Origin of the sequence: Brevundimonas sp. TWP1-3 (assembly GCF_049896085.1) — a bacterium.
Taxonomy (GTDB): domain Bacteria; phylum Pseudomonadota; class Alphaproteobacteria; order Caulobacterales; family Caulobacteraceae; genus Brevundimonas.
In genome coordinates, this window is the sequence record NZ_JAFCTP010000001.1 from 1,069,782 (window position 1) to 1,093,463 (window position 23,682).

24 protein-coding genes and 1 pseudogene are annotated in these 23,682 nt (G+C 65.8%); 3 read left to right on the forward strand and 22 right to left on the reverse strand.

What is annotated here, in order from left to right:
• Window positions 1–3 precede the first annotated feature (3 nt).
• From ACP693_RS05450 to ACP693_RS05490, 9 genes and pseudogenes are all read right to left on the reverse strand, one after another.
• The gene (locus ACP693_RS05450; protein ID WP_426019625.1) at window positions 4–720 is read right to left on the reverse strand and encodes a DUF4908 domain-containing protein; all 717 of its coding nucleotides are present in this window, start codon (window positions 718–720) and stop codon (window positions 4–6) included.
• 100 nt (window positions 721–820) lie between these two features.
• Window positions 821–1,546 carry an acetoacetyl-CoA reductase gene (phbB, locus tag ACP693_RS05455; RefSeq protein ID WP_426018337.1) on the reverse strand — a complete coding sequence of 242 codons (726 nt, stop codon included), beginning with the start codon at window positions 1,544–1,546 and terminating at the stop codon, window positions 821–823.
• 129 nt (window positions 1,547–1,675) lie between these two features.
• On the reverse strand, window positions 1,676–2,737 hold the full coding sequence (locus ACP693_RS05460) for an NAD(P)-dependent alcohol dehydrogenase (RefSeq protein ID WP_426018335.1): 1,062 nt from the start codon (window positions 2,735–2,737) through the stop codon (window positions 1,676–1,678).
• 76 nt (window positions 2,738–2,813) lie between these two features.
• A pseudogene (locus ACP693_RS05465) lies at window positions 2,814–3,173 on the reverse strand (DUF72 domain-containing protein); the annotation flags it as partial.
• A 41-nt stretch (window positions 3,174–3,214) separates the two neighbouring features.
• Complete coding sequence (locus ACP693_RS05470; protein WP_426018333.1) at window positions 3,215–3,754, reverse strand: hypothetical protein; 540 nt, start codon at window positions 3,752–3,754, stop codon at window positions 3,215–3,217.
• Complete coding sequence (locus ACP693_RS05475; RefSeq protein ID WP_426018331.1) at window positions 3,751–4,500, reverse strand: DUF72 domain-containing protein; 750 nt, start codon at window positions 4,498–4,500, stop codon at window positions 3,751–3,753. The genes ACP693_RS05470 and ACP693_RS05475 overlap by 4 nt, the downstream gene beginning before the upstream one ends.
• Window positions 4,497–4,817: a type II toxin-antitoxin system RelE/ParE family toxin gene (locus tag ACP693_RS05480; protein ID WP_426018328.1), complete on the reverse strand. Its 321-nt coding sequence runs from the start codon at window positions 4,815–4,817 to the stop codon at window positions 4,497–4,499. The genes ACP693_RS05475 and ACP693_RS05480 overlap by 4 nt, the downstream gene beginning before the upstream one ends.
• On the reverse strand, window positions 4,814–5,068 hold the full coding sequence (locus ACP693_RS05485; protein WP_426018326.1) for a type II toxin-antitoxin system ParD family antitoxin: 255 nt from the start codon (window positions 5,066–5,068) through the stop codon (window positions 4,814–4,816). Before ACP693_RS05485 ends, ACP693_RS05480 begins: the two co-directional genes overlap by 4 nt.
• Before the next feature lie 55 nt (window positions 5,069–5,123).
• The gene (locus tag ACP693_RS05490; RefSeq protein ID WP_426018323.1) at window positions 5,124–6,695 is read right to left on the reverse strand and encodes an ATP-binding protein; all 1,572 of its coding nucleotides are present in this window, start codon (window positions 6,693–6,695) and stop codon (window positions 5,124–5,126) included.
• A 111-nt stretch (window positions 6,696–6,806) separates the two neighbouring features.
• On the opposite strand from ACP693_RS05490, the gene ACP693_RS05495 reads away from it, so the two are divergent.
• A complete protein-coding gene (locus ACP693_RS05495) occupies window positions 6,807–7,544 on the forward strand; it encodes a hypothetical protein (protein WP_426018321.1) in 738 nt (245 codons plus the stop codon).
• Here the strand turns inward: ACP693_RS05495 and ACP693_RS05500 are convergent.
• The 13 genes from ACP693_RS05500 to ACP693_RS05560 all read right to left on the reverse strand — a co-directional run bounded on the left by ACP693_RS05500 (window position 7,541) and on the right by ACP693_RS05560 (window position 18,851).
• Window positions 7,541–8,902 (reverse strand): glutamate--cysteine ligase, encoded by a 1,362-nt coding sequence (locus ACP693_RS05500; RefSeq protein WP_426018320.1) that lies wholly within the window; start codon window positions 8,900–8,902, stop codon window positions 7,541–7,543. The two genes, ACP693_RS05495 and ACP693_RS05500, sit on opposite strands and share 4 nt — an antisense overlap.
• A gap of 134 nt (window positions 8,903–9,036) precedes the next feature.
• On the reverse strand, window positions 9,037–9,873 hold the full coding sequence (locus ACP693_RS05505) for a 16S rRNA (uracil(1498)-N(3))-methyltransferase (protein WP_426018319.1): 837 nt from the start codon (window positions 9,871–9,873) through the stop codon (window positions 9,037–9,039).
• 80 nt (window positions 9,874–9,953) lie between these two features.
• On the reverse strand, window positions 9,954–10,286 hold the full coding sequence (locus tag ACP693_RS05510; RefSeq protein ID WP_426018317.1) for a GIY-YIG nuclease family protein: 333 nt from the start codon (window positions 10,284–10,286) through the stop codon (window positions 9,954–9,956).
• Between the two features lie 113 nt (window positions 10,287–10,399).
• A complete protein-coding gene (locus ACP693_RS05515) occupies window positions 10,400–11,563 on the reverse strand; it encodes an acyl-CoA dehydrogenase family protein (protein ID WP_426018316.1) in 1,164 nt (387 codons plus the stop codon).
• Window positions 11,564–11,740: 177 nt separating this feature from the next.
• Window positions 11,741–13,525, reverse strand: a complete 1,785-nt coding sequence (locus ACP693_RS05520; protein ID WP_426018314.1) for an acyl-CoA dehydrogenase C-terminal domain-containing protein — start codon at window positions 13,523–13,525, stop codon at window positions 11,741–11,743.
• A 3-nt stretch (window positions 13,526–13,528) separates the two neighbouring features.
• Window positions 13,529–14,011: a MerR family transcriptional regulator gene (locus ACP693_RS05525; RefSeq protein WP_135193530.1), complete on the reverse strand. Its 483-nt coding sequence runs from the start codon at window positions 14,009–14,011 to the stop codon at window positions 13,529–13,531.
• Window positions 14,012–14,193: 182 nt separating this feature from the next.
• The gene (locus ACP693_RS05530; protein WP_426018312.1) at window positions 14,194–14,613 is read right to left on the reverse strand and encodes a DoxX family protein; all 420 of its coding nucleotides are present in this window, start codon (window positions 14,611–14,613) and stop codon (window positions 14,194–14,196) included.
• A 198-nt stretch (window positions 14,614–14,811) separates the two neighbouring features.
• Window positions 14,812–15,768, reverse strand: coding sequence for a TraB/GumN family protein (locus tag ACP693_RS05535; RefSeq protein WP_426018310.1), 957 nt, complete (start codon window positions 15,766–15,768; stop codon window positions 14,812–14,814).
• Window positions 15,769–15,827: 59 nt separating this feature from the next.
• Window positions 15,828–16,025 carry a helix-turn-helix transcriptional regulator gene (locus ACP693_RS05540; protein WP_426018307.1) on the reverse strand — a complete coding sequence of 66 codons (198 nt, stop codon included), beginning with the start codon at window positions 16,023–16,025 and terminating at the stop codon, window positions 15,828–15,830.
• Window positions 16,022–16,462, reverse strand: coding sequence for a hypothetical protein (locus ACP693_RS05545; protein ID WP_426018305.1), 441 nt, complete (start codon window positions 16,460–16,462; stop codon window positions 16,022–16,024). Before ACP693_RS05545 ends, ACP693_RS05540 begins: the two co-directional genes overlap by 4 nt.
• A 96-nt stretch (window positions 16,463–16,558) precedes the next feature.
• Window positions 16,559–16,777, reverse strand: a complete 219-nt coding sequence (locus ACP693_RS05550; RefSeq protein ID WP_409719844.1) for a helix-turn-helix domain-containing protein — start codon at window positions 16,775–16,777, stop codon at window positions 16,559–16,561.
• Window positions 16,778–16,789: 12 nt separating this feature from the next.
• The gene (locus tag ACP693_RS05555; RefSeq protein ID WP_426018302.1) at window positions 16,790–17,317 is read right to left on the reverse strand and encodes a DUF2975 domain-containing protein; all 528 of its coding nucleotides are present in this window, start codon (window positions 17,315–17,317) and stop codon (window positions 16,790–16,792) included.
• 121 nt (window positions 17,318–17,438) lie between these two features.
• Window positions 17,439–18,851 (reverse strand): protein adenylyltransferase SelO, encoded by a 1,413-nt coding sequence (locus tag ACP693_RS05560; protein ID WP_426018300.1) that lies wholly within the window; start codon window positions 18,849–18,851, stop codon window positions 17,439–17,441.
• A 376-nt stretch (window positions 18,852–19,227) separates the two neighbouring features.
• Between ACP693_RS05560 and nhaA the strand changes: the two genes are divergently transcribed.
• Window positions 19,228–20,472 carry a Na+/H+ antiporter NhaA gene (gene nhaA / locus ACP693_RS05565; protein ID WP_426018298.1) on the forward strand — a complete coding sequence of 415 codons (1,245 nt, stop codon included), beginning with the start codon at window positions 19,228–19,230 and terminating at the stop codon, window positions 20,470–20,472.
• Window positions 20,473–20,677: 205 nt separating this feature from the next.
• Window positions 20,678–23,317: a TonB-dependent receptor gene (locus ACP693_RS05570; protein ID WP_426018295.1), complete on the forward strand. Its 2,640-nt coding sequence runs from the start codon at window positions 20,678–20,680 to the stop codon at window positions 23,315–23,317.
• The last annotated feature ends 365 nt before the right edge of the window (window positions 23,318–23,682 follow it).

A 23,682-nucleotide genomic window follows, 5' to 3' on the forward strand; every position in this document is an offset into this window, starting at 1 on the left:
GTCTTAACGGTTCAGGGCTTCCCCGCCCACGACCCGCACGATCCGGGCGGAGGACGGGCGACCGGCGATGCCGGCGTCGGCGTCGATGACGATCCGCAAGGTGCCCTGGACCAGGGTGACCGACGGACGGCCCTGATCGGACACGACGACGCGGCGAACCCGCTCGACCTGGGCGCGCAGGTTGGACGAGCGGGCCATGCGGACGATGGCGTCGCTGGCGGCCGAGACGGCGTCGGCGGCGACCTGTTCCGAGCCGGGTTGGATGTCCACGTCGATGACGATCAACCGCCCCATCGCCTGGCTGGCGCGATAGCTCTGGCGCATGAAATAATCGACCAGCTGGGCGCCGGTCATGGCCGCGCTGGCCAGGCCCTGGGCGTCGCCGACGCGCGAGGCGGGCGAGCCCTGCGGCGCGGTGGTCGTATACAGGGTGACGCCGCCGTCGGGCGTGACGCGCAGCACCTGATCGCCGTTGTCGTTGCGATAGATGATGTCGCCGCGCGGCGCAGGCGTGGGGCGCAGCACCCAGACCTCGGTCGACCGCTCCAGCCGCATCAGCGGCCGCGACCCCGAGGTATCCAGGATGAAGCCCTGGCCGTTGCTGCTGACGTAACGGGCGGTCGGCGGGACCGTGCGGCGCGACTGGGCGTGGCTTTCGGTGGGGATGACCACAGGCGCGACGACGCCCACGCCGATGACTGCGATGGCGGCGACGGCCATCGCAGTCACGCGTGGCGATTTTTTCGCCGTGACCGATCCCAACAAGTTCATGACTGTTTTGATGAAACCCGCGCGCGGCGGATTTTGGGCGAAGACCGGCTCAACCGACCAGGTATTGACCGCCGTTCAACGAGAGTGTGCAGCCTGTGACATATCCGGCACGCTCGCCCACCAGCCAGGACACCATGTCGGCGATCTCCTCGCCCTTGCCTAGGCGGCCGACGGGGATGTGGCTGATGATGCCTTCCAGCACCTTGGGGTCCATGGCTCCGACCATTTCGGTGTCGATATAGCCGGGCGCGATACAGTTCACGGTCACGCCCTTGCGCGCATTCTCCAACGCCAGCGCCTTGGTGAAGCCGATCATCCCGGCCTTGGCGGCGGAATAGTTGGTCTGGCCGATCTGGCCCTTCTGACCGTTGATCGAGGAGATGTTGACGATGCGGCCGTGGCCCCGTTCGCGCATGCCGTTGATGACCTGGCGCGTCATGTTGAACACGCTGTCCATGTTGACGCGGATCACGTCGGACCACTGGTCGTGGCTCATCTTGTGGAAGAAGCCGTCGCGGGTGATGCCGGCGTTGTTGACCAGGATGTCGATCGGACCCAGTTCGGTCTCGACATCCTTCACCGCGCGGGCGCAGTCGTCGAAGCTGCCGACGTTGCCCTTGATCACCATGACGCCCAGCGCCTTGGCCGTGGCCTGGGCCGCCTCGTCATTGCCGGAATAGCCGGCGGCGACCTTGAAGCCGTCTTCCGAGAGGCGTTGAACGATGGCCTTGCCGATGCCGCGGGTCCCGCCCGTCACGAAAGCTACGCGCGTCATATCGTCTCCTGTCCCTATGCCGGCCCTTGGAAGGCCTTGTCGGGTTTCAGGATTAACGAGGGAGCCGATGCGCGCAAGGCGTGAATCTGACGCGACGGAAGTTTCATGCTTCCGTCGCGCAGAACGCGATCAGGCGGCCAGTTTTTCCATGTCGATGACGAAGCGATAGCGCACGTCGGACTTCAGCATCCGCTCATAGGCGTCGTTGATCTGGTCCGGGGCGATGGTCTCGATGTCGCAGGCGATGCCGTGCTCGGCGCAGAAGTCGAGCATTTCCTGCGTCTCCTTGATGCCGCCGATCAGCGAGCCGGCGATGCGGCGACGACGCCACAGCAGCGGCAGGGCGAAGACCGGCAGGCCCTCTGTCGTCAGGCCCAGCATGATCATGGTGCCGTCGCGCGCCAGAAGCTGGACGTGGCTGGCGATCTCGTGCGTGGCCGAGACGGTGTTGATGATCAGGTCGAACTTCTCGGCCGCCGCCTTCATGGCGTCCTTGTCGGAGTTGATCAGGAAGTGTTTGGCGCCCATCCGCTCGGCGTCCGCCTTCTTGCGGTCCGAGGTGGACAGGACGGTGACCTCCGCCCCCATGGCCGCCGCCAGCTTGACCGCCATGTGACCCAAGCCGCCCAGGCCGATCACCGCCACCTTCGAGCCCGGTCCGACGCCCCATTCCTTCAGCGGCGAGTAGGTTGTGATGCCGGCGCACAGCAGGGGGGCCGCGACGTCCAGCGCAAGGCTGTCGGGGATGGACAGGACGAAATGCTGATCCACCGTGATGTGGTCGGAATAGCCGCCCTGGGTGATGGTCTCGCTCGTGCCGCCCTTCTTGTCCTGGCCGCCATAGGTGCCGGTGAAGCCGGGGACGCAGTACTGCTCGACCCCTTCCTGGCACGAGGCGCATTCGCGACAGCTGTCGACCATGCAGCCGACGCCGACGCGGTCGCCTTCCTTGAAGCGGGTGACGTTGGCGCCCACCGCCTTGACCAGGCCGGCGATCTCGTGACCCGGCACCAGGGGGAAGGCCGTGCCACCCGTCTCGCCACGCGCGGCGTGCAGGTCGGAGTGGCAGACGCCGCAGTATTTGATGTCGATCAGCACGTCGTCCGGGCCGGGATCGCGTCGGTCGAAACTATAGGGCGTCAGGGGCTTGTCGGCGGCGGTCGCGGCGAAGGCGCGTGTGGCGATCGGCATGGGGAAGTCCTTCAGGCTTTGCAGTGAGCCGGCCTCAGATGAGGCGGCGGGCGCAGGTCCGCAAGCGCGCGGACGGCTATTTCAGCTTGGCGATCAGCGCTTGGGCCGCCGCCGGGTTCCGCACCTTCGCGCCCGAGATGAAATAGGCGAACACCTCGCCGCGTTTCGCCCAGTTTTTGGCCTGATCCGCCACCGCGTCCAGCTCGGCCGCCGTCATGCCGGTCGGCTCGTCCTCGCGACTGGACATCAGCCGGGCATAGGTGAAGTCGGCGGTGGCCTCGTCGATCTGGGGCCAGGTCGGCTCCTCGTCATCGACGGCGTAGACGATGGCCGCGCCGTATTTGCGGGCCAGGTCATAGAACTGCTCGGTGGCGAAGGTCGGGTTGCGAACCTCCAGCGCATGGCGCAGCCCCACTCCGTCCTTCTCCTTGGGCAACCAAGTTGTTATTTCAGCAGCAGAAATAGACTATCTCTAAATCAAGGGCTTAGCTTCATCATAGCGTTTCGCCAGTGCATGATTTTCGGGATGAGCGGGGTTAGCAAGAGTTGGTTTGAATCCCCAAACTGCGCGAGCAGATTAGAACAAGTATATTCGGCCCAGGGGGTGGATTTCTCCAGCGTGTCAAGTGTCTTGGCCGCAAGGCCATTAAGGGCGCTACCTTTGAATGCAGGTTCAAACCACTCTTCTACGTGCTTCCAGTAGTTTGCTCCTACGTGGAGCGCCTGGGCGAATGGCATGCCATTGGACAGTACGGGCGGGATTTTCAGAGCGACGTCCTGTGCGACTTTTTCTGAGCATCGGACTGACGTTATGTATCTTTGGATCGTCACAAAGCCGCTGCCGATGAAGTACTCGCCAGCGTCGAAAAGCCCGTCCGTGTCAGGATCGGCCGACAGAGCAATGGCTGTGTGGATCGCGGCCAACTCTGTGTCGAGAAGGCGAAGGTGGCGCTCCAGAAGGTGAATCTCATAGTCCACCACCTCATTGCCGATCCGGAATACGGACATCGTGATCAACCTAGCTTTCTGATCAACCCCTGCGCTGCCGCCGGATTTTTCACTTTAGCGCCTGCTATGAAATAGGCGAAGACATCCCCATGCTTGGCCCACGTCCGGCAACGGTCAGCAACCGTGTCGAGCTCCGATGAGGTCATACCCGTGGGCTCATCTGCTCGGCTCGACATTAGCCGAGCATACGTGAAGTCCGCTGTCGGAGCATCGATGCGGGGCCAGGTCGGTTCTTCGTCATCCTCAGCATAGACAATGGCCACGTTATACTTGGCCACGAGGTCCCGAAACTGGTCGCAATCGAAGGACGGATGACGGACCTCGACGGCGTGTCGGAGTCGTGTCCCATCCATCTCAATACGCAACAGCTTCAGGAAGCCTTCGAAATCGTCGGCGTCGAACTTCTTGGTGCCCATGAACTGCCAGTTGATCGGCCCCAGCTTGTCGCCCAGTTCCGTCAGGCCCTGGGACAGAAATTTGTCGAAGCTCTCGCCGCCCTCGGACAGGATCTTGCGATTGGTGCAGTAGCGGCTGGCCTTGACCGAGAACACGAACCCATTCGGCGTCTCGTCGCGCCACTTGCGCCAGCTGTCGGGCTTGAAGGTCGAATAATAGGTGCCGTTGATCTCGATCGAGGTCAGTTTCGACGCCGCATATTCCAGCTCGCGTTTCTGAACCAGGCCCTCGGGATAGAAGACCCCGCGCCACGGCTCGAACGTCCAGCCGCCGACGCCGACATGGATGGGGTGGGTCATGGTTCGCTCCGTTCGTCGCTGCTTCCATGAGGATCGCCCTGCCAATCCTCGTGTCCGTGACGAACCCGCTGGATAAGGACGCCGTCCGGTTCCTGATCATAGATTATCACATGGGCCTTGAAGGCGAGCGCCCGCACGGGCGGATCGTATTCCAGACGCAGTCGGCTCATGCCGGGAGAGGCCGCCAGCCGACGAAACAGAGCGTCGAGTTCGTCCTGATAGCGGTCGGCCTGTCGCGGACCGAACTGGTCGTGACCTTGAATATAAATGGCGACGAGATCCTCGCTCGCCTCCTTCGACAACCTATAGCCGCTCATCCCGCCTTACGCCGCGCGGCGATGCGAGATAGGGCTTCGGCGCGAATATCCGCCATGGTCATGTCGCTGATCCCGCTGGCCCGGCCTTCGTCGATCAGCCTTTGCATGTTGGCGATCTTGTCGGCCTTGACCTGCTCGCGGCGGATCAGGTCGCGCACCACGTCGGACGTATTGGCATAGCGGCCGGATTTCGCCTGTTCCTCGACCCAGGCCTTCATCGGATCGGGCAGGGAGATGTTCATCGTCGCCATGGTCGGCCTCCTCTCTGGGAGAGTGGGCGTTTGGCAAGCTTTGTCAACCTTCGGGTCAGGTCGCCATCGCCGCCTGGATCCCGGCCAGCAGGCTGGCGGCGGTGATGGGTTTGGGGACGTGGAGGTCGGCGCCGGCGGCCTGGGCCTGGTCGCGGTGTTCGGCCATGGCGTTGGCGCTGAGCATGACGATGGGGGTGCGGGCCTGGGCGGCGCGTTCGGCCTCCAGTCGGCGGATGGCGCGGGTGGCGGTCAGGCCGTCCATGCCCGGCATCTGCATGTCCATCAGCACCAGATCGAAGGTCTCGGCCTGGAAGGCGGCCAGGGCCTCTGCCCCGTCGCCGACGGTGACGACCGTCATGGCGTGGGCCGCCAGAATCAGCTGGACCACGCGCTGGTTGACGGGATGGTCCTCGGCCAGCAGCACCCGCAGAGCGCCGATGGGCCGTTCGGCCTCGGTCGCGCGGGCGCGCTGTCGCGCATCGTGGTCCGTCAGGGAGGCGGCACGCACCAGCGGAATCTCGACGGTGAAGCGGCTGCCGACGCCCGGCGTCGAGGCGGCAGAAATCCGTCCGCCCATCAGCTCGACCAGAGACCGGCAGATCGACAGGCCCAGGCCCGTGCCGCCGAACCGCCGGGTGATGGTCGCATCCGCCTGGCTGAATCGGTCGAACAGGCGCGCGGCGTGGTCGGGCGAAAAGCCGACGCCGGTATCCGCGACCCGCAGCGTCAGCTGGGTCAGGCCGTCGGAATCCTCGTCCATGGCGATGGCGACGGCGACCGAGCCCTGATGCGTGAACTTGATCGCATTGGACAACAGGTTTTCCAGCACCTGGCGAATGCGGGTGCTGTCGCCGACGAACAGGCCGCGCGCATCGGCGTCGCGGCGGATGTCGAAGCTCAGGCCCTTGGCCTCGGCCCGCAGGCGCATGACGTCCAGCGGCGCGGCCAGGGCCTCGTCCAGGTCGAAGGGGCGGCTTTCCAGATCCAGATGGCCGGCCTCGATCTTGGACACGTCCAGAATGTCCGACACCAGCCGTTCCAGCGTCACGCCCGAGCTGGCGATCAGGGAGACCATCTCGGCCTGTTCGGGGGTCAGATCGGTGCGCGACAGGGCGTCGACGATGCCGATGACGCCGTTCAGGGGCGTGCGGATTTCGTGGCTCATATTGGCCAGGAAGTCGGACTTGGCGGCGTTTGCGGCCTCGGCGGCGGCGGTCGCCTCCCGCAGGGCCTGCTCGGCGGCGACTTTTTCGGTCACGTCGCGGGCGATGCCGTAGACGCGATTGCCCAGCCTGTGCGCGCGCCATTCCAGCGAGACGTAGTGGCCGGCCTTGTGGCGATAGCGGTTGACCTGGCCCAGGACGGGATCACCTGGGCGACGCTTCTCTACTTCGGCGATGCTCCGGAGCGTGGCGGGCATGTCTTCGGGGTGGATGAGGCGCGGCAGGTCGCGGCCTTCGAGCTCTTCAGGGCGATAGCCGAGCGTGGTGAACCACGAGGCGCTGGCCTTCACCACGCGCCCATCGAGTTCGCGCACCACAAGCAAATCCAGGGACACGTCGAAGAAGGTGTCCAGGTCCACGTCATCTGCGGGGAAGGCCAAGGCAGTAACCGACGAACAGGACATGGCGCGCTCCCTCCAACTGAGATCGACGTTAGGCGGTAGGCGTTAAGCTAGCCTTTTCAAAGCGCGAAAGCGCAGGGTGGCGCCCTGATCGGCTTTGGATAGGATGAACTGATGATTTCCGCGCTTGCCCTGATCGCCGCCCTACAGTCTGCGCCCGTCGCCGATCGGCTGGAGACCCTGACCGTCACCGAGGACCGCGCGTGCACGGGCGACGGGGCGTGGTGCGTCGGCCTAGTGAAAGAGATGCGCGACGGCGAACAGGTGGTGCGGCCGATTCTGCGAACCCCCGACGCCTTGCCCCCGCAAGAGGGCGACGGGGATGACGCGGCTGAACACTTCAAGCCCTGGAGCCGCCTGGCGCGTCTGCCCGACGGCGGCGTCCTGGCCGGAGTTCAGGTGGAGACCAGCAGCATGTATTCCGGCGGCGGGGGCCAGGCGACGGAGTTGCGGCTGTATCGGCTGGACGCGCGCGGCGACGCCGGGACCACGCCGGTCCTGGCCGTGCCGATCCGGGGTTCGCTGTCGATCCGCGCCTGTTTCAGCGAAGAGGACATGAAACAGCGGGCCGGCGCCTGTCACGACGAATACGGGTTCGAGGCCACGCTGACGGCCGGGGGCGAGGCGGGCGACATGCCTGTGTTCGACTATGTCACCACGGCGACCGCCTATCCGCGCGGCGCGTCGCGCTCGGAGGACTCGCTGGAGAAGCCGCCGCTGAAGCCCGCCGACCTGGTCACGGTGCGCAATCCGAAATGCAGCTTCAGCCGCCGCTTCACCTTCGACGCAGTGGCAGGCGAATACCGGCCGGACAGCGCGCTGCCGGATTGCTCCGACTACACCGTGCCCTAGTAGGCGAAGTCGGCGTAGATGCGCTTCACATCGCCCTGCCAGGCGCCGTGATACAGGTCGAGCAGGCGTTCGGCCGGGGTGATCCCGCTGTCGGCGATGTCTTCCAGTTCCGAAAGATAGCCGCGCTCGTCCACCATGCCGCCCGAGAATTTGGCGCGGTTCTTCAGCCCCTGTTTGGCGATGTTGACCAGGTCCACGGCGATGTCGCGCACGCTGCGGCCGGCGACTTCCGCCTTGAGACCTAACCGGGTCACATCGCGGCGCAGGCGCTCGTGGTCGGCGATGTCCCAGTCCTTGACCAGGTCCCAGGCGGCGGCCAGCGACGGGGCGTCGTACAGGACGCCGGCCCACAGGGCGGGCAGGGCGCAGATCCGGCTCCACGGGCCGCCGTCGGCGCCACGCATCTCCAGATAAGCCTTCAGACGCACCTCGGGGAAGAGGGTGGTCAGGTGGTCGTTCCAGTCCTTGATCGTGGGGAACTGACCCGGCAGGGCGGGCAGTTTGCCGGCCTGGAAATCTCGGAACGACTGGCCCGAGGCGTCGACGTATCGGCCGTCGCGCTTGGCGAAATACATCGGCGTGTCCAGCGCATAGTCGGCGTAGCGCTCGAAGCCGAAACCATCTTCAAACACAAAGCCCAACATGCCGGTGCGGTCGGCGTCGGTGTCGGTCCAGACATTGGCGCGCGCCGACAGGAAGCCGTTCGGACGCCCCTCGGTGAAGGGCGAACAGGCGAACAGGGCGGTGGCGATCGGTTGCAGCGCTAGGGAGGTGCGGAACTTGGCGACCATGTCGGCTTCGGAATCGAAGTCGAGGTTGGCCTGGATGGTGCAGGTGCGCAGCATCATGTCCAGGCCCAGGGTTCCGACCTTGGGCATATAGGCGCGCATGATGTCGTAACGGCCCTTGGGCATGACCGGCACCTGCTCGCGCGTCCACAGCGGGTCGAAGCCGGCGCCCAGGAAGCCGACGCCCAGCTGATCGGCGACCTGTTTGACCTCCATCAGATGCTGGCCGGTCTCGTTGCAGATGTCGTGGATGGTCAGGAGCGGCGCGCCCGACAGTTCGAACTGTCCGCCGGGCTCCAGGCTGACCGAGGCGATGAAGCCCTCGGCGTTACGGCGCTCCAGCCCGATCAGGAAACCGTTCTCTTCGACCGGTGACCAGCCGAACCGTTGCAAACCCTCCAGCATGGCCTTGATGCCGTTCGGGCCTTCGTAGCCGGGGCGCGCCAGGGTGGTCTTGTCGAAGCCGAACTTCTCGTGCTCGGCGCCGATCCGCCACTGGTCCTTGGGCTTGATCCCCTTGGACATGGTCTCGATCAGATCGGTCCGGCTCAGCGGCGCGTTTGCGGTCATGCGTCAGTCCCTTCGGGCGCATCGTAAGCGACCGTGTGTCGCGGCTAGATGGGCAAGATTGCGGCAAGGCTCAAGAGGGCTTTGTTCTTTCCCTGACGCGCGTCGCGCGGCGGCTCGCTGCTTGAGGGGCGCACCTATCGTTCCCAATCGCCCACAGCCGCCTGCCACAGGGTCATGGCGGCGATGGCGGCGGTGTCGGCGCGCAGGATGCGCGGACCCAGAGACACCGCAGTGGTGAAGGGCAGGGACCGCAGGCGTTCGCCTTCTTCGGGCGAGAAACCGCCCTCCGGCCCGATCAGGATGGACCATTTCTCACCGGAAAGTCCTCCCCCGTTGGGGGAGGGGGACCCCGAAGGGGTGGAGGGGGCCTGACCCACGCCGGGTGTCTGGGGCTGGCCCCCTCCACCACGCTTCGCGCGGTCCCCCTCCCCCGGCGGGGGAGGAATAAGCGCCGACATCGCCGGGGCGCCTCCAGTTTCGTCGCAGAACATCAGCCGCCGCCCGGCTTCCCAGCCGTCCAGCAGGGCGTCGAGCTTCACCGGATCGTCGACCGCGGGGACATCCATGCGGCCGGTCTGTTCGGCGGCCTCCTCGGCGATGGCGTCCAGCCGATCCAGGCGGATGCGGTCGGCGTTGGTCCGTTTCGTCAGAACCAGCCGCACCCGGCGCACGCCCAGTTCGGCGGCCTTTTCGACGATGGTCTCGACCCGCGCCTTCTTCACCACGGCGACGATCAGCTCCAGATCGGGACCATAGGTCTGGGGCCGCGCCTGTTCCTCGGCGCGCAGGATGACGCCCTTTTTCAGCACTTCTGCGATGGTGCAGCGCCATTCGCCGTCGCGACCGTTGAAGACCAGCAGGCCATCGCCAAGCTTCAGCCGCATGACCTGGGTCAGATAGCGGGACTGGTCGAGGGTGGGGGCGACGGGGGCGGCGGCGGAAAGGGCCGCGGTGACGTAAAGGCGGATCATCGCTCTACATGACGCGTGGGCAATCACTTGTCATCCCGGCCGCAGCGAAGCGAAGAGCCGGGACGGACACCATTGACCACCTACCCAAGCCCGGTCGGCGTAGCCGAACCGGGCTCAGCCTTCGCCCGCACTTCGCCGTAGAGATCCAGCCAGCGGGGATTGTCTTTCTCGATCAGGGCGAACTTCCATTCTCGCAACCAGCGCTTGATGCGCTTTTCCCGCAGGATCGCCTGGTCGACGTATTGATGCGTTTCGTACCAGACCAGTTGGTCGATGCCGCGGTCCGCCGTGTAACCGGGGATCAACCCCGACTTATGCTCAGCCACACGACGCACGATATCGTTCGTCACGCCGACGTAAAGATAGCCGCAAGGGCCGCTGGCGAGCAGATAGACATAGAAGCTGATGGCCATGACCCCTTCTCCCGGCTCAACCCTTGCGGGTTGTCCGGGAGTGGTCAAGTCGATGCTGGCTCCGTCCCCGATCTTCGCTGCGCTTCGTCGGGGATGACAAGGATGGGTGCGCCTTACAGCGTCCGCGCGATCAGCAGCTTCATGATCTCGTTGGTGCCGCCGTAGATGCGCTGGACCCGCGCGTCCTTGTACAGCTGGGCGATGGCGTATTCGTTCATATAGCCATAGCCGCCGTGCAGTTGCAGCATCTCGTCGATGGTCTCGCCCTGGATGTCGGTGACCCAGTATTTGGCCATCGAGGCCGTGGCGGCGTCGAGCTGGCCCTTCAGGTGCAGGCCGATGCAGTGGTCGACGAACACCTTGGCGACGGTCAGCTTGGTCTTCACCTCGGCCAGTTTGAACTGGGTGTTCTGGAAGTCGATGACCCGTTTGCCGAAGGCCTTGCGTTCCTTGACGTAGGCCAGCGTCGCCTCAAGCCCGCGCTCGGCGGCGGCGACGCCCTGGACGGCGATGTTCAGCCGTTCCTGGGGCAGTTGCTGCATCAGCTGGACGAAGCCCTGGCCCTCGCCGCCGCCGATGATGTTGTCGCCGGGGACCTTCACCTCATTGAAGAACAGCTCGGAAGTGTCGTTCCCCTCCATGCCGATCTTGTGCAGGTTCCGACCGCGTTCGAAACCTTCCGCCCCGTCCGTCTCGACCACGATCAGGGACGTGCCCTTGGCGCCCTCGGCCGGGTCGGTCTTGGCCACGACGATAATGAAGTTGGCCAGTTGGCCGTTGGTGATGAAGGTCTTGGAGCCGTTGACGACATAGCCGTTGCCGGACTTGACCGCCGTGGTCTTGACCCCTTGCAGGTCGGAACCCGCGCCCGGTTCGGTCATGGCGATGGCGCCGACCAGTTCGCCGGACTGGAGCCGCGGCAGCCAGCGCGCCTTCTGCTCTTCGGTGCCATAATGCCAGATGTAGGGGGCGACGATGGCGTTGTGCAGCGAGATGCCGAAATGGTCCGCGCCCTTCCAGCCCAGCTGGCGCATCAGCACGACCTCATGCCGGTAATCGCCGCCCATGCCGCCGTCTTCCTCGGGCATGGACAGGCCCAGCAGGCCGTCGGTCCCGGCCTGGGTCCACAGGTCGCGGGGCACGCTGGAGTTGGCGATCCAGGACTGGACCTTCTCCGGCGGCGCGTGCTCGTCGATCCATTTGCCGACGCTGTCGGAGAAGAGGGTGATCTCTTCTTCGCGCATGAAATCGGGGTCGGGGCTGCCCAGCACGTTCATCGGTTTCGTCCCTGAAGTTTTTTATGGTCGTCATCCTCGGGCTTGTCCCGAGGACCCACCCCTCCGCCGCACGAGCGGAAGGGTGCGAAGTTCAGGTCGTCGTGCTCACGGCTCCTCTCGTGCGGCGGAACCGTGGGCCCTCGGGACAAGCCCGAGGGTGACGGGTCTAGAGACTGATCAGAACGCCTCGGCCGGCATGGCCATCAGCACGTCCGCGCCGGTCTTCATCTTGGCCAAGTGAGCGCCGGCGTCGGGCAGGATCCGCTCGACGAAGTAGCGGCCGGTCTGAAGCTTGGTGGCGTAGTAGGGGTCGGTCGAACCGGCCTCGACCTGGGCTTGCGCCACCTTGGCCATCTGCGCCCACATATAGGCCATCGCCGTCAGGCCGAAGAGGTTCAGATAGTCGGTCGAGGCGGCGCCGGCGTTGTCAGGGTTTGCCATGCCGTTCTGCATCAGCCACATGGTGCCGTCCTGCAGCTTGGCCTTGGTGTCGGCCAGGCCATCGACGAAGGGCTTGATGGCCTCGGCGCCGCCGTTCTTGGCGACGAAGGCGTCGATCTCGCCGAACCAGGTCATGATGGCCCGACCGCCGGCCGCCGGCAGTTTGCGCCCGACCAGGTCCAGCGCCTGGATGCCGTTGGTGCCCTCATAGATCATGGTGATCCGGGCATCACGCAGATACTGCGAGGCGGGGAAGTGTTCGGTGTAGCCCGAACCGCCGTGCACCTGCATGCCCAGCGAGGCGACGTGGAAGCCCTTGTCGGTCAGATAGGCCTTCAGCACGGGCGTCAGCAGGCCCATGTAATCCTTGGCCTTGGTGGCGACGGCCTCGTCTTCGGACTTCTCAAGGTCGGCGTGCAGGGCGGTCCACAGGATGAAGGCCTGGCCGCCTTCGACGAAGGCGCGGGCCTCCAGCAGCATGCGGCGCACGTCGGGGTGGACCATGATCGAATCGGCCGGGCCGTCCGGGTTCTTGGGTCCGGTCAGGCTGCGGCCCTGCAGACGATCCTTGGCGAACTCGACGGCGGCCTGATAGGCGGCGTTGCCGATGGCCAGGCCTTGCAGGCCGGTGCCCAGGCGGGCCTCGTTCATCACCACGAACATGTTGTTCATGCCGCGGCCTTCTTCGCCGATCAGCCAGCCCTTGGCGCCGTCGTATTGCATCACGGCGGTGGCGTTGCCGTGGATGCCCATCTTGTGCTCAAGCCCGGCGCATTCCAGCGTGTTGCGCTCGCCCAGCGACCCGTCTTCATTGACCAGGAACTTGGGCACGACGAACAGGGACAGGCCCTTGATGCCCGGAACCGCGCCCTCGACGCGGGCCAGGACGGTGTGGATGATGTTGTCGGCGAAGTCGTGCTCGCCGGCCGAGATCCAGATCTTCTGGCCGGTGATCGAATAGGAGCCGTCGCCGTTCGGCACGGCCTTGGTGCGCACCATGCCCAGGTCCGTGCCGCACTGGGGCTCGGTCAGGTTCATCGTGCCGGACCATTCGCCGGTCGCCATCTTGGGCAGGTATTTCGCCTTCAGCTCGTCCGAGGCGTTGGCGTGGATGCCGGCATAGGCGCCGGCCGTCAGGCCCGGATACATCGAGAAGGCTGCGGAGGCGCCGGCCGTCATCTGACCGAAGGCCGAGGCGACGACGCTGGGCATGCCCTGACCGCCGTAGGCCGGGTCGGCGGCCAGCGCCATCCAGCCGGCTTCGGACATGGCCTTGTAGGCTTCCTTCCAGCCCTTGGGACCGGTCACCACGCCGCCCTCGGACCAGTGGCAGCCTTCCTTGTCGCCCGGATTGTTGATCGGGGCGATCACCTCGTCGGCGAACTTGGCGCCCTCTTCCAGGATCTGGCTGACCAGATCCGAAGAGACGTCCTGGAAGCCCGGCTGGTTGGTGTAGCGGTCGATCTCCAGCACTTCATTCAGGATGAAGGTGAAGTCGCGGACAGGCGCCTTGTAGGCCATGGATTACGCTCTTGCTTTGAAGGGGTGGTGATGGTCGTGGTTGAGACGCGCGCGCAGCAGCTTCTCATAGTCTTCGGCGCCCGGCAGCAGGTCAGGGCGGTGTTCGGATAGTTTGGATTCCATCCAGTTGCAGGCCTGTTCGGCCGTCTCGATGGCGCCTTCGATGTCTTCCAGCTGCTGCTTCAGCGCCGCGATCTGGGCGCGGTGCCGCACCAGGGCCACCGCCATCTGATGGACGTTGTGATCCTTCTGATCATAGAGATCCATCATGTCCTGGATCTCCTGAAGGGTGAAGCCGATGCGGCGGCCCCTCAGGATCAGTTTCAGCCGGGCGCGGTCGCGGGCGTCATAGACGCGGGTCTGGCCCTTGCGCGCAGGGGTCAGCAGGCCCTTGTCCTCATAGAATCGAAGGGCGCGCGCCGTGGCCCCGAACTCGCGGCAGAGCTGGCGGATGGAATAGGTGCGGTGGTCGTCGGCGGTGGCCATGACCCAACATAACTTGACGTGCGCGTAAAGGGAAGCGCTTTACGCGCACGTAAGGGTAAGCTTTTTGCGAGGCCGGTTTTCAGGCATGAAAAAGCCCGGAGCCTGGGGGGAGGCTCCGGGCGCAAACGCCGGACAGCAGGGGGAGAGGGGTCCGACGTTCGATCTCTTTCAGAAGGCCTTGCTCAGAAGGCCTTGCGACGACCCAGCAGGACCGGGACGGTGAAGGCCAGCAGGATGGCGTTGACCACGGCCAGACCCACGTCCTGGCTCAGGGCGTGAACGGCCAGCATGGTCGCTTCCAGCACGATCAGGCCGGTCGCCGCCGTCATCAGCAGCGGGCGTCCGATGCGCCACGAGATCAGCGGGCTGAGCACGCCCATGGCCAGCACGATCTCGACCACGCCCAGGCCGCGCACCATGTTCTCGGGCGCCATCGCCGGCCAGCCCATCAGATTGATGAGGTTGGTCATCGGCTCGGTCAGCTTGGCGTAGCCGGCGGCGATGAAGAACATCGCGATCCAGCCCTGCAGCGTCCAAAGGGCGATGTTGGCGTAGGCGGCGCGGCTGCGCGAGGGGGCGGTGGTGAAGGTTGAGGTGGTCATCGGGGGAGGAACCTGATTTCGTAACAGTCGCGATATCGGATTGGGGGTCGCCGTTCGCAAGAGGGGATGTAGCGGCGCTTTCGATATTTGTCATCAAGCGATGACATCAACTGATGACATCAATCGATGACTTTGTGTTACGGGCCGGGGCGTCTGGTCCGATTCCCGACGCCCCACAACCCCGATACGTTCGGCGACCTATTGCTGGATCACCGATATTCCGCGCGCCGCCAGCACATCCTGCACGGTGTCGTCCCCGGCGAGATGGCCGACGCCCACGGCGATGAACGTCGTGCCGGACCCCTTCAGCAGGGTCTCGATCTGGTCGGCCCAGTCGGCGTTGCGGCGCGCCATGAAGATCTGGTGCGTCTCTTCGGAAATGGCGCGTCCGTTCTCGTGCGCATACTTCGACAGGGCGGCCTGGTCGCTTGCGATCCAGCCGGCGACGGCGTGGTCCAGTTCGGCGGCGGCCGTGCCGTAGGTCTTCAGGTAATGCCGCAGATAGGTCATCTGGCCCGCGTCGCTCATCCGCGCCAGGGCGCCGATCTGCTGGTCGATGGTCTCCAGCCCATGGATCGGCTTGCCGGCCGCCAGGGCTCGGGCGCGCAGGTTCATCTCGACGCCCAGGGCCGGATCGTATCCGGCGGCCGTCAGCGGACCGGTCGCAACCATCAGGGCGGCGAACCAGGGACGGAAGGGATCGATCTGTTGCGCGGTCAGACCGGCAGCCGGAGCGGCCTTGGCCAGGGTCGCCTGTTCGTCGGCCGTCAGCCAACTGGACAGGGGGCGATCCGGCGACAGGCCATATTGCTGGAACACCGGCACGAGCGCGGCCTGGTCATCCGGGTTGGTGACCTCGAACCAGACGTCCGAGGCGCTGTCGAAGGCGGCGTCCACCTTGTCCGACCCCCAGGCCGTGCCGGGCTTCAGCAGATGCACCGTGCCGAACAGATAGACGGTGGAGTCCGCGTCCCGGACGACCCACAGAGGCGGGCCGTCGCCGGCGGCGCGGGCGATGGGTGCAGGGGCGACGGGCGTCTCGGCGTAGGCTTCGCCGGCGAAGATGGCGGCCCAGGCGGCGAGGCCCAGCGCCATGCCGGCGCCGAGGGATTGGACGCGCGAGGCCGCGCGCCCCAGAGCGATCTGGAGATTCATGGTCGTATCCTTGGTTTCAGGTTTGGGTGTGGCGCGGCGCGACAGGCGCCGCCGCCGGGTCAGGCGGCGAAAAGGTCTTCGACCGGATGGTTCAGGGTGCGGGCCAGACGGACCGCCAGGATCAGGGACGGCGCATAGAGGCCGGTCTCGATGGCGCGCAGGGTCAGGCGAGAGACGCCGAGGCTTCGGCTGAGCTGACCCAGCGACATCTGCTGCTGGTTGCGCAGGTCGCGCACGCGGTTGGCGACCCGGCTCATCCGGCCCGCCGGTTCAGCAGCAGGGCCAGACCATAGCCGACCGCCTGTCCCCCCAGCAGGCAGAGAAAACCGGTGGCGGCCCAGGCGGCGGGGCCGTGCAACAGCGGTTCCGCCAAGGTCACGCCGTTGCTCAGCAGGGCGACCAGTGCGGCGGCGCCGGCGAAGACGCCCAGATTGCCGCCTATCCACCAGGCCTTGCGGTGCGCGTGTCGCGCCGTCTCGTCCAGCCCGCGCCACCAGACGCCATTATAATGGATCATCGCCAGCGTCAGGCCGATCAGCAGGACGACCAGACCCAGCGGGGGCGGGGCGCCGAGGCTGCTGGGCCACAAGGGCGTGTCGACCTTGGCGGTCAGGCTGACGGCGGCCAGGGCCGCGGCGATGGAAATGACGGTCTTCTGGTCGTGTGTGTATTCGGTGCGTTCGAGATGTTTCATGACAAGCTCCCCTGTCGTTGTGACAAGGGAGCTTTACGATCTGCATCAATGGTAAGTCAAGCGTCATTTACATCGCGACAATGACGCTTGCTATTTTCAGGTGTCGGGATGCACCCCCGGCGTCTGGACGATCAGGTCGCCGGGCTGGCAGTCCAGTTCGCGGCACAGGGCGTCCAGGGTGGAGAAGCGGACGGCGCGGGCCTTGCCGGTCTTGAGGATCGACAGATTGGCCAGGGTGACGCCGACGCGGTCGGACAGTTCGGTCAGGGACATGCGGCGTTCGAGCAGCAGGCGGTCCAGCTGGATCATGATCATGGCGCGCCCCTCTCAGACCGTGGTCATCTGTTCGTCGCGCATGGCCGACCCCTGCCGGAACACCTCGGCCAGGATGAAGACCACCAGGATGCCCAGCCAGGACCCCAGGTCGAAGTCATAGTCGGACGGCGACTGCCCGATGCTCTGCGGCGCCACGAAGACCAGCAGAAGCGCCGTCAACTGGATCCCGATCAGGCCTAGGCCCACGGCCTGAAGCCGTTTGACGTTGGCGAACTCGAAGGCGTCGCCCTGATTGACCGACAGCAGGATGCGCCGCAGCCGGTTGATGATCCACCAGGTGAAGCCGCAGGCCAGGAAAGCGCCCAGCAGGGTCAGCCTGCCCGTCATTTCGAAACTGGTATGGGGATCGACGTCGACGCCTCTCAACCCGTCCATCAGCCCTGCGCCGAAGCTTGGAAAGATCAGGCTGACGACCAAGGCGCCCCCGACCGCGATGGCACCGATCATCACGAAGACGTTTCCAAAACCCAGGACCAGACGCACTGCGCTGGCGATGGATCGCTTACCGATCATTTTCATTTTTCGTCACTCCAATCGGGTCGCCCTCCGCGACCGCCTTGGTGACTGTCGATATGGATTTATCGATAAACGAGCAATAACATTATCGATAAACGAGATGAAGCTTTCGTAAGGTTCGGCGTCAGGCGCTGAAGCCCCAAGCGACGCGGGCGGCCTCCAGCCGGGCCAGCTTGGCGTGGAACGGCGCCCAGTCGTCGGCGGTCGCGATGGCGGCCCAGATGGCCTCGACCTCGTCGATCAGCATCTCCTCCGGCTCGCGGGGCGCGAACATCGGATGTTCCAGCCGTTCGATCCGGTCGGGTTCATGTTCCATCAAGGCGAAGCGGAAGGCGTCGAAGGCCTCGCCCTGATACAGTTTCGCGCGGGGTCCCGACAGGGCGCGGGCCGAGGAGGCGAAGCCGCCGAACCAGTCGAAGAACAGCGGCTCCCACCGCATCGCCGCGCCGCCTTCCCGCAACACGGCCAGGGTCGCATCGACCAGCCGCTGATCCGCCGCCTCGCCCAGGCTGAGCACACCCAGCCGCATCAGGAAGGCGGCGCGCAGTTCGCGGATATAGGCCTGGCCGAACCCGTTCAACGCCGCCGTCAACGGCTCCACATCGGCGACCAGTTTCAGACACCCGGCCAACTGAGTAAGACTCCAGAACACCGCCTCCGGCTGACGCGCGAAGGCATAGAGGCCGGTCTGGTCGAAATAGGCGGCGGTGAAGGCCGGGTCGTATTCGGGCAGGAACCGCCAGGGGCCGTAGTCGAAGCTCTCGCCCGTGACGTTCAGATTGTCAGTGTTCAGCACGCCGTGAACGAAGCCCGCCGCGATCCAGCGCGCCGTCAGTTTCGCCGAGGCCTCGACGATGGCGGTCAGCAGGCCGGGCGCGTCCCCGGCGGCGACGCCGGGGTGATACAGGGTGCGGACATGTTCGATCAGCGCCTCGATCTGATCGCGGCGACCCAGATAGGCCGCGCGCTGGAACGTCCCGAACCGCACATGGGAGTGCGACAGCCGCACCAGAACGGCGGACCGCGTCGGCGACGGCTCGTCCCCGCGCTCCAGCGCCTCGCCGGTCTCGATCAGGGAAAAGGCGCGGCTGGTGGGAACGCCTTGCGCCTCCAGCATCGTCGCCGCCAACACCTCGCGCACTCCGCCCTTCAACGTCAGCCGCCCGTCGCCGCTGCGCGACCAGGGCGTCCGGCCCGACCCCTTGGTGCCTAGGTCCATCAAGCGGTTGGAGGCGTCGCGCATCTGCGCCGCCAGGAACCCGCGCCCGTCGCCCAGGTCGGGATTGTAGTGACGGAACTGATGCCCGTGATAGCGCATGGCGATCGGGCCGGGCTGGCCGGGCAGGGGCTCGAACCGGCCGAAGGCGGCGATCCATTCCACCTCGCTCAGCCCCTCCAGCCCGACCTCGGCGGCGGCGCGGTCGTTGCGGAACCGCAGGATCGTCTGAGGGAAGTCGGCGGCCTGAACCGCATCGGCGTAGTCGGCGCCCAGGTCGAAGAAGCGCGGTTCGGGGCGGTAGGCGGGGGAGACGGGCATGGCCGCTAGGTGCGTGTCGAGGCCCTCAAGCGCAACCGCCTCGTTCTTCTTTCGTCATCCTCCGGCGCGAAGCGACCGGGGGACCCAGCGGCGCGCGTGAGCGCGAACCTGTCGCGGAGTGGATGTCCCAGCATGGTGCGGCGGACGCATCGCCTTCGGCGCCGCTGGGTTCCCCGGTCTCGCTGCGCTCGCCGGAGAATGACGAAAGGCAGGGGCGGATGGTTGGCTTGGCAGGCCGCATCCTCTATCCTGACCTCAGCCATCAGGTCGCTCCGCGCGGCCAGGCCGGCGCGCTCTGAAAGGGGCGGCGAATCCGGTCCGACGCCCGTCGATAACCTGGCGTCACGACAGCTTCAGTATTCCGATGGAGGCCGCCGTGGCGCGCAAACTGACACTCGATTTCCTCAAGACCGAGGCCGCATCCGGCTCGGCCCTGGCGCTCGCCGCCATCGCCGCCGTGTTTGTGGCCAACTCGCCGTGGGCGGGGGACTATTTCACCTGGCTGAAGAGCTATCACGTGCTTCAGATCGGTCCGATCCGGCTGGAGGAGTCGATCTCCGACTGGATCAAGGAAGGTCTGATGGCGATCTTCTTCCTCGTGGTGGGGCTGGAGATCAAATACGAGATCGTGCGCGGCGAACTCAGCGATCCGCGCAAGCTGGCGACGCCCGTGCTGGCGGCCCTGGGCGGGATGGCGGGACCGGCGGCGGTCTATCTGCTGTTGTCCGCGACCATGGGGGCGCCGCACGCCGGCTGGCCCATTCCGCTGGCGACCGACATCGCCTTTGCGCTCGCCATCTTCGGCTTCGTCGGCAAGGGGCTGCCGTCGTCGCTGCGGGTCTTCTTGCTGACCCTCGCCATCGTCGATGACCTGGGCGCCATCGCTCTGATCGCCGTGCTGTTCAGCGAGGGCGCCAACTGGACGCCGCTGTTCTGGGCTTTGGGCCTGATCGCCGTCGGGGGGGCGGGCGCGCGCCTGATGCGTATTCCGACGCCGTTCTGGGTGCTGGGCTTCGCCGCCGTCTGGTATCTGACGGTTCTGTCGGGCCTCAGCACCTCGCTGACCGCCGTGGCCTTCGCCATGATCGTGCCGATCGCAGCGCGCAAGGAAGATCGCCAGAGCCCGCTGAAGGAGGCGATGCACGACCTGCATCCGTGGAACGCCTTCCTGGTCCTGCCGCTGTTCGCCTTCGCCAAGGCGGGCGTGTCCTTCGCCGGCCTGTCGATGGAACAGGCGTTCGCGCCACTGGTCATCGCCATCGCGCTGGGCCTGTTCTTCGGCAAGCAGATCGGCGTCATGGGCGCGGCCTGGCTGGCCTCGGCGCTGAAGATCGGGGCGCGGCCGACGGGCGCCAGTTGGCTTCAGGTTTACGGCGTCTCGCTGCTGTGCGGCGTCGGCTTCACCATGAGCCTGTTCATCGGGGTGCTGGCCTTCCCCGGCGCGGTCGATTCGCCTGAACAGGTCGAGGTCAAGCTGGGCGTCATCGGCGGCTCGATCCTGTCGGCGATCGCGGCGGCCGTCGTGCTGGGTTTCGCCGGTCGTCGCCGCCAGACCGACCCGGTCGCCTTGCAGCCTGACGTCGAGCCTCTGGGGCCGAAAAGCGGGCAAAAACTGACCTAACGTCAGCGTTTTATGTCTCTTCCCTGACACACAAAGGCCAATCCGCGGCGAAAAATCGTCGCGGGTAACAACGCTCGCTTGTCCGTGGGGCCGAAGCGCGCTTAGCCTAGCGATAACGAACGATCCCCCAAGAAGGGGACGTCGATTGGGACAGGAAACGCCGCGATCGCTCTGTGCGAACGTGGCTTCAGCCGGGAGGACGCCTATGCGCCGCAATCTTCAACTCAGAACAACCGTGTCCGCCGCCGTCGTGGGCGCCGTCGTCTTTGGCTTCGCCGGCGTCGCCGCCGCGCAGGACGCCCCGGCGACCGTCGACGACATCATCGTCACCGCCCAGAAGCGCGAACAGAGCCTGCAGGACGTGCCGATCGTGGTCACCACCCTGTCGCAGGAACTGCTGGACGGCGCCGGCGTGCGCGATATCAAGGATCTACAGATCCTGACGCCCGGCCTGACCGTCACATCGACCCAGTCCGAAGCCTCGACCACCGTCCGCATCCGCGGCGCCGGCACCGTGGGCGACAACCCCGGCCTGGAAAGCTCGGTCGGCGTGGTCATCGACGGCGTCTATCGCTCGCGCAACTCGGTCGGCTTCGGCGACCTGGGCGAACTGAGCCGCATCGAGGTCCTGAAGGGGCCCCAAGGCACCCTGTTCGGCAAGAACACCTCGGCCGGCGTCATCAACATCATCACCGAACGCCCGTCGTTCGATCCGTCGATCTCGGCGGAACTGACCGGCGGCAACTTCGGCGCCATCGGCGGTTCGGTCTCCGTCACGGGCGGCCTGACCGACCAGATCGCCGGTCGCCTGTTCGTCGCCCACCGCGAGCGTGACGGCTTCTACGACGTCAACACCGGCGACGGCCCCAACTCCAAGACCGAAGACAACACCCAGAACTACTGGACCGGGCGCGGTCAGCTTCTGATCCTGCCCAGCGACGACGTGTCGGTCCGCCTGATCGCCGACTACACCAAGCGGGACGAGTTCTGCTGCTCCGCCGTGCAGACGCGCGTCGGTCCCTCCCAGGCCTTCATCGCCGCCCTGACGGCGCCCAACGGCCCCGGCCAGCGCCCGCCCGTCGCCGGCTTCGGCACGGTGCCCTTCTCGCGTCTGGCCTATTCCAACCGCGAGACCCCGCAAGAGATCGAGGACATGGGTCTGTCGGCGGAAGCCACCATCGACTTCCCCAGCATCAACGCCACCCTGACGTCCCAGACCTCGTTCCGCGACTGGTCGTTCCAGCAGGGGATGGACCTGGACTATACCGGCGCCGACATCCTGTACCGCGCCAACGACGGCTCCAACGGCTACGGCGTCGACAACCTGACGCAAGAGTTCCGCCTGGCGGGCACGACGGACAAGTTCGACTGGCTGGTCGGCCTGTTCGCCACCAAGGAAGGCGTCTATCGCGACGACAGCTACGTCTATGGCGCGGACTACAACGCCTTCGCCTCCTTCCTTCTGACGGCGACACTGCCGGCGTCGGTGGGCGGTCCCAGCCCATCGCGCGTTGGCTGCTTCACCAATCCGAACGGCTTCCTCGTCGGCACCGCCGGCGCGGCTGCGGGCCAGCCGCTGTGCGTCATCGGCGCCGTGCCCCCCAGCGCCGCCGCCCCGACCTTCTCGGCCGGCAAGGCGTATCAGGACCACTATTCGCAGCGCTCGGAATCGGTGGCCCTGTTCACCAACAACACCTACCGGGTGACCGAGGCCTTCGATATCAACCTGGGCCTGCGCTACACCTACGACAGCAAGCGTCTGCTGGGTGTTCAGGACAATCTGGGCAGCAACGGCGCGGCCTGCGGCGGCGCCCTGGCCAACCAGAACCCGGCGAACCGCACGGTCTCGCCGATCCCCGGCACCGCCAACGTCGCCACCCCGGCCGCCGCCCTGGGCCTGCTGTGCCTGCCCTGGTCCAACCCGCTCTACGACAATCGCCGGATCCAGGAGAAGTTCAGCGACACCGACCTGTCGGGCACCATCAAGGCGTCCTACCGGTTCAACCCGTCGATCATGGTCTATGGTTCGTATGCGCGCGGCTACAAGGGCGCGGGCTACAACATGGATCGGGTGCAGACGGGCGTGACGCCGGACGCCTCGCTGTTCTTCGCCGCCGAGACGGTCGACAGCTATGAGGCGGGGGTCAAGACGACCCTGTTCAACCGCACCATGCTGCTGAACCTGACCTACTTCGATCAGAAGTTCGAGAACTTCCAGCTCAACACCTTCCTGGGCACCGCCTTCGTGGTGGAGTCGATCCCCGAACTGACCTCGCGCGGCGTCGATGCGGACATGGTCTGGTTCACCCCGGTCGAGGGCCTGTCGTTCCAGGGCGGCGTCACCTACACCGACGCCAAATACGGTGTGTTCGGCGCCGGCGACCTGTCCAGCCCCGGCCGCTTCCCGCAGTTGTCGCTGCTGCCAGGCGCGCGCGCCTCGTTCGCTCCGGAATGGTCGGTCACCGGCGCCCTGGCCTTCGACCGCGAACTGGGCGGTGGTCTGCGCGGCGGGTTCAACCTGTCGGCCAAATATTCGACCGAATACAACACCGGCTCGGACCTGCTGCCCTACAAGAACCAAGACGCCTTCACCGTCGTCAACGGCCGGGTCTCGATCGGTTCGGCGGATGAGCGTTGGACGCTGGAAGTCTGGGGCCAGAACCTGCTGGAAGAAGAATACACCCAGGTCGGCTTCGCCGCCCCGCTGCAAGGCACGGCCTTCGCCAACGTCGCCACGCCTCAGGCCGACGGCACCTTCTACAATATCGCCACCGACACGGCGACCTACAACGCCTACCTCGGCGCCCCGCGCACCTACGGCGTGACGCTGAAGGTCAGATACTGATCGTCAGCCCCCAAGGCTGAACGACGAAGGGCCGACCGGGCGACCGGTCGGCCCTTTTTCTTTGGGCGTGTGTTCAGGCGAGTGTGGGAATGTCCGCTCTCAGAAGCGTTGCCAGATTCGGCTTTCGACCCAATGCGGACGTCATGCGGGAGTGTCAGCGTCCGTTGAGGGAGGCTGTGGATATGCGAGCGCTCGGGCCGGTCTGTATGTTTGGTGCTCTGCGGATGCGTCACGGCTCTGCCCGCGATGGATCCCTATCGTTATGGTTCGGCAGCCGGCCGGTATGAGGCGCGCGGCCATAACTGGACGTTGGTTGTTACCCAAGACGCTATCTTTTTGCGGGACCAGGTGGGAGAAGGCCACTT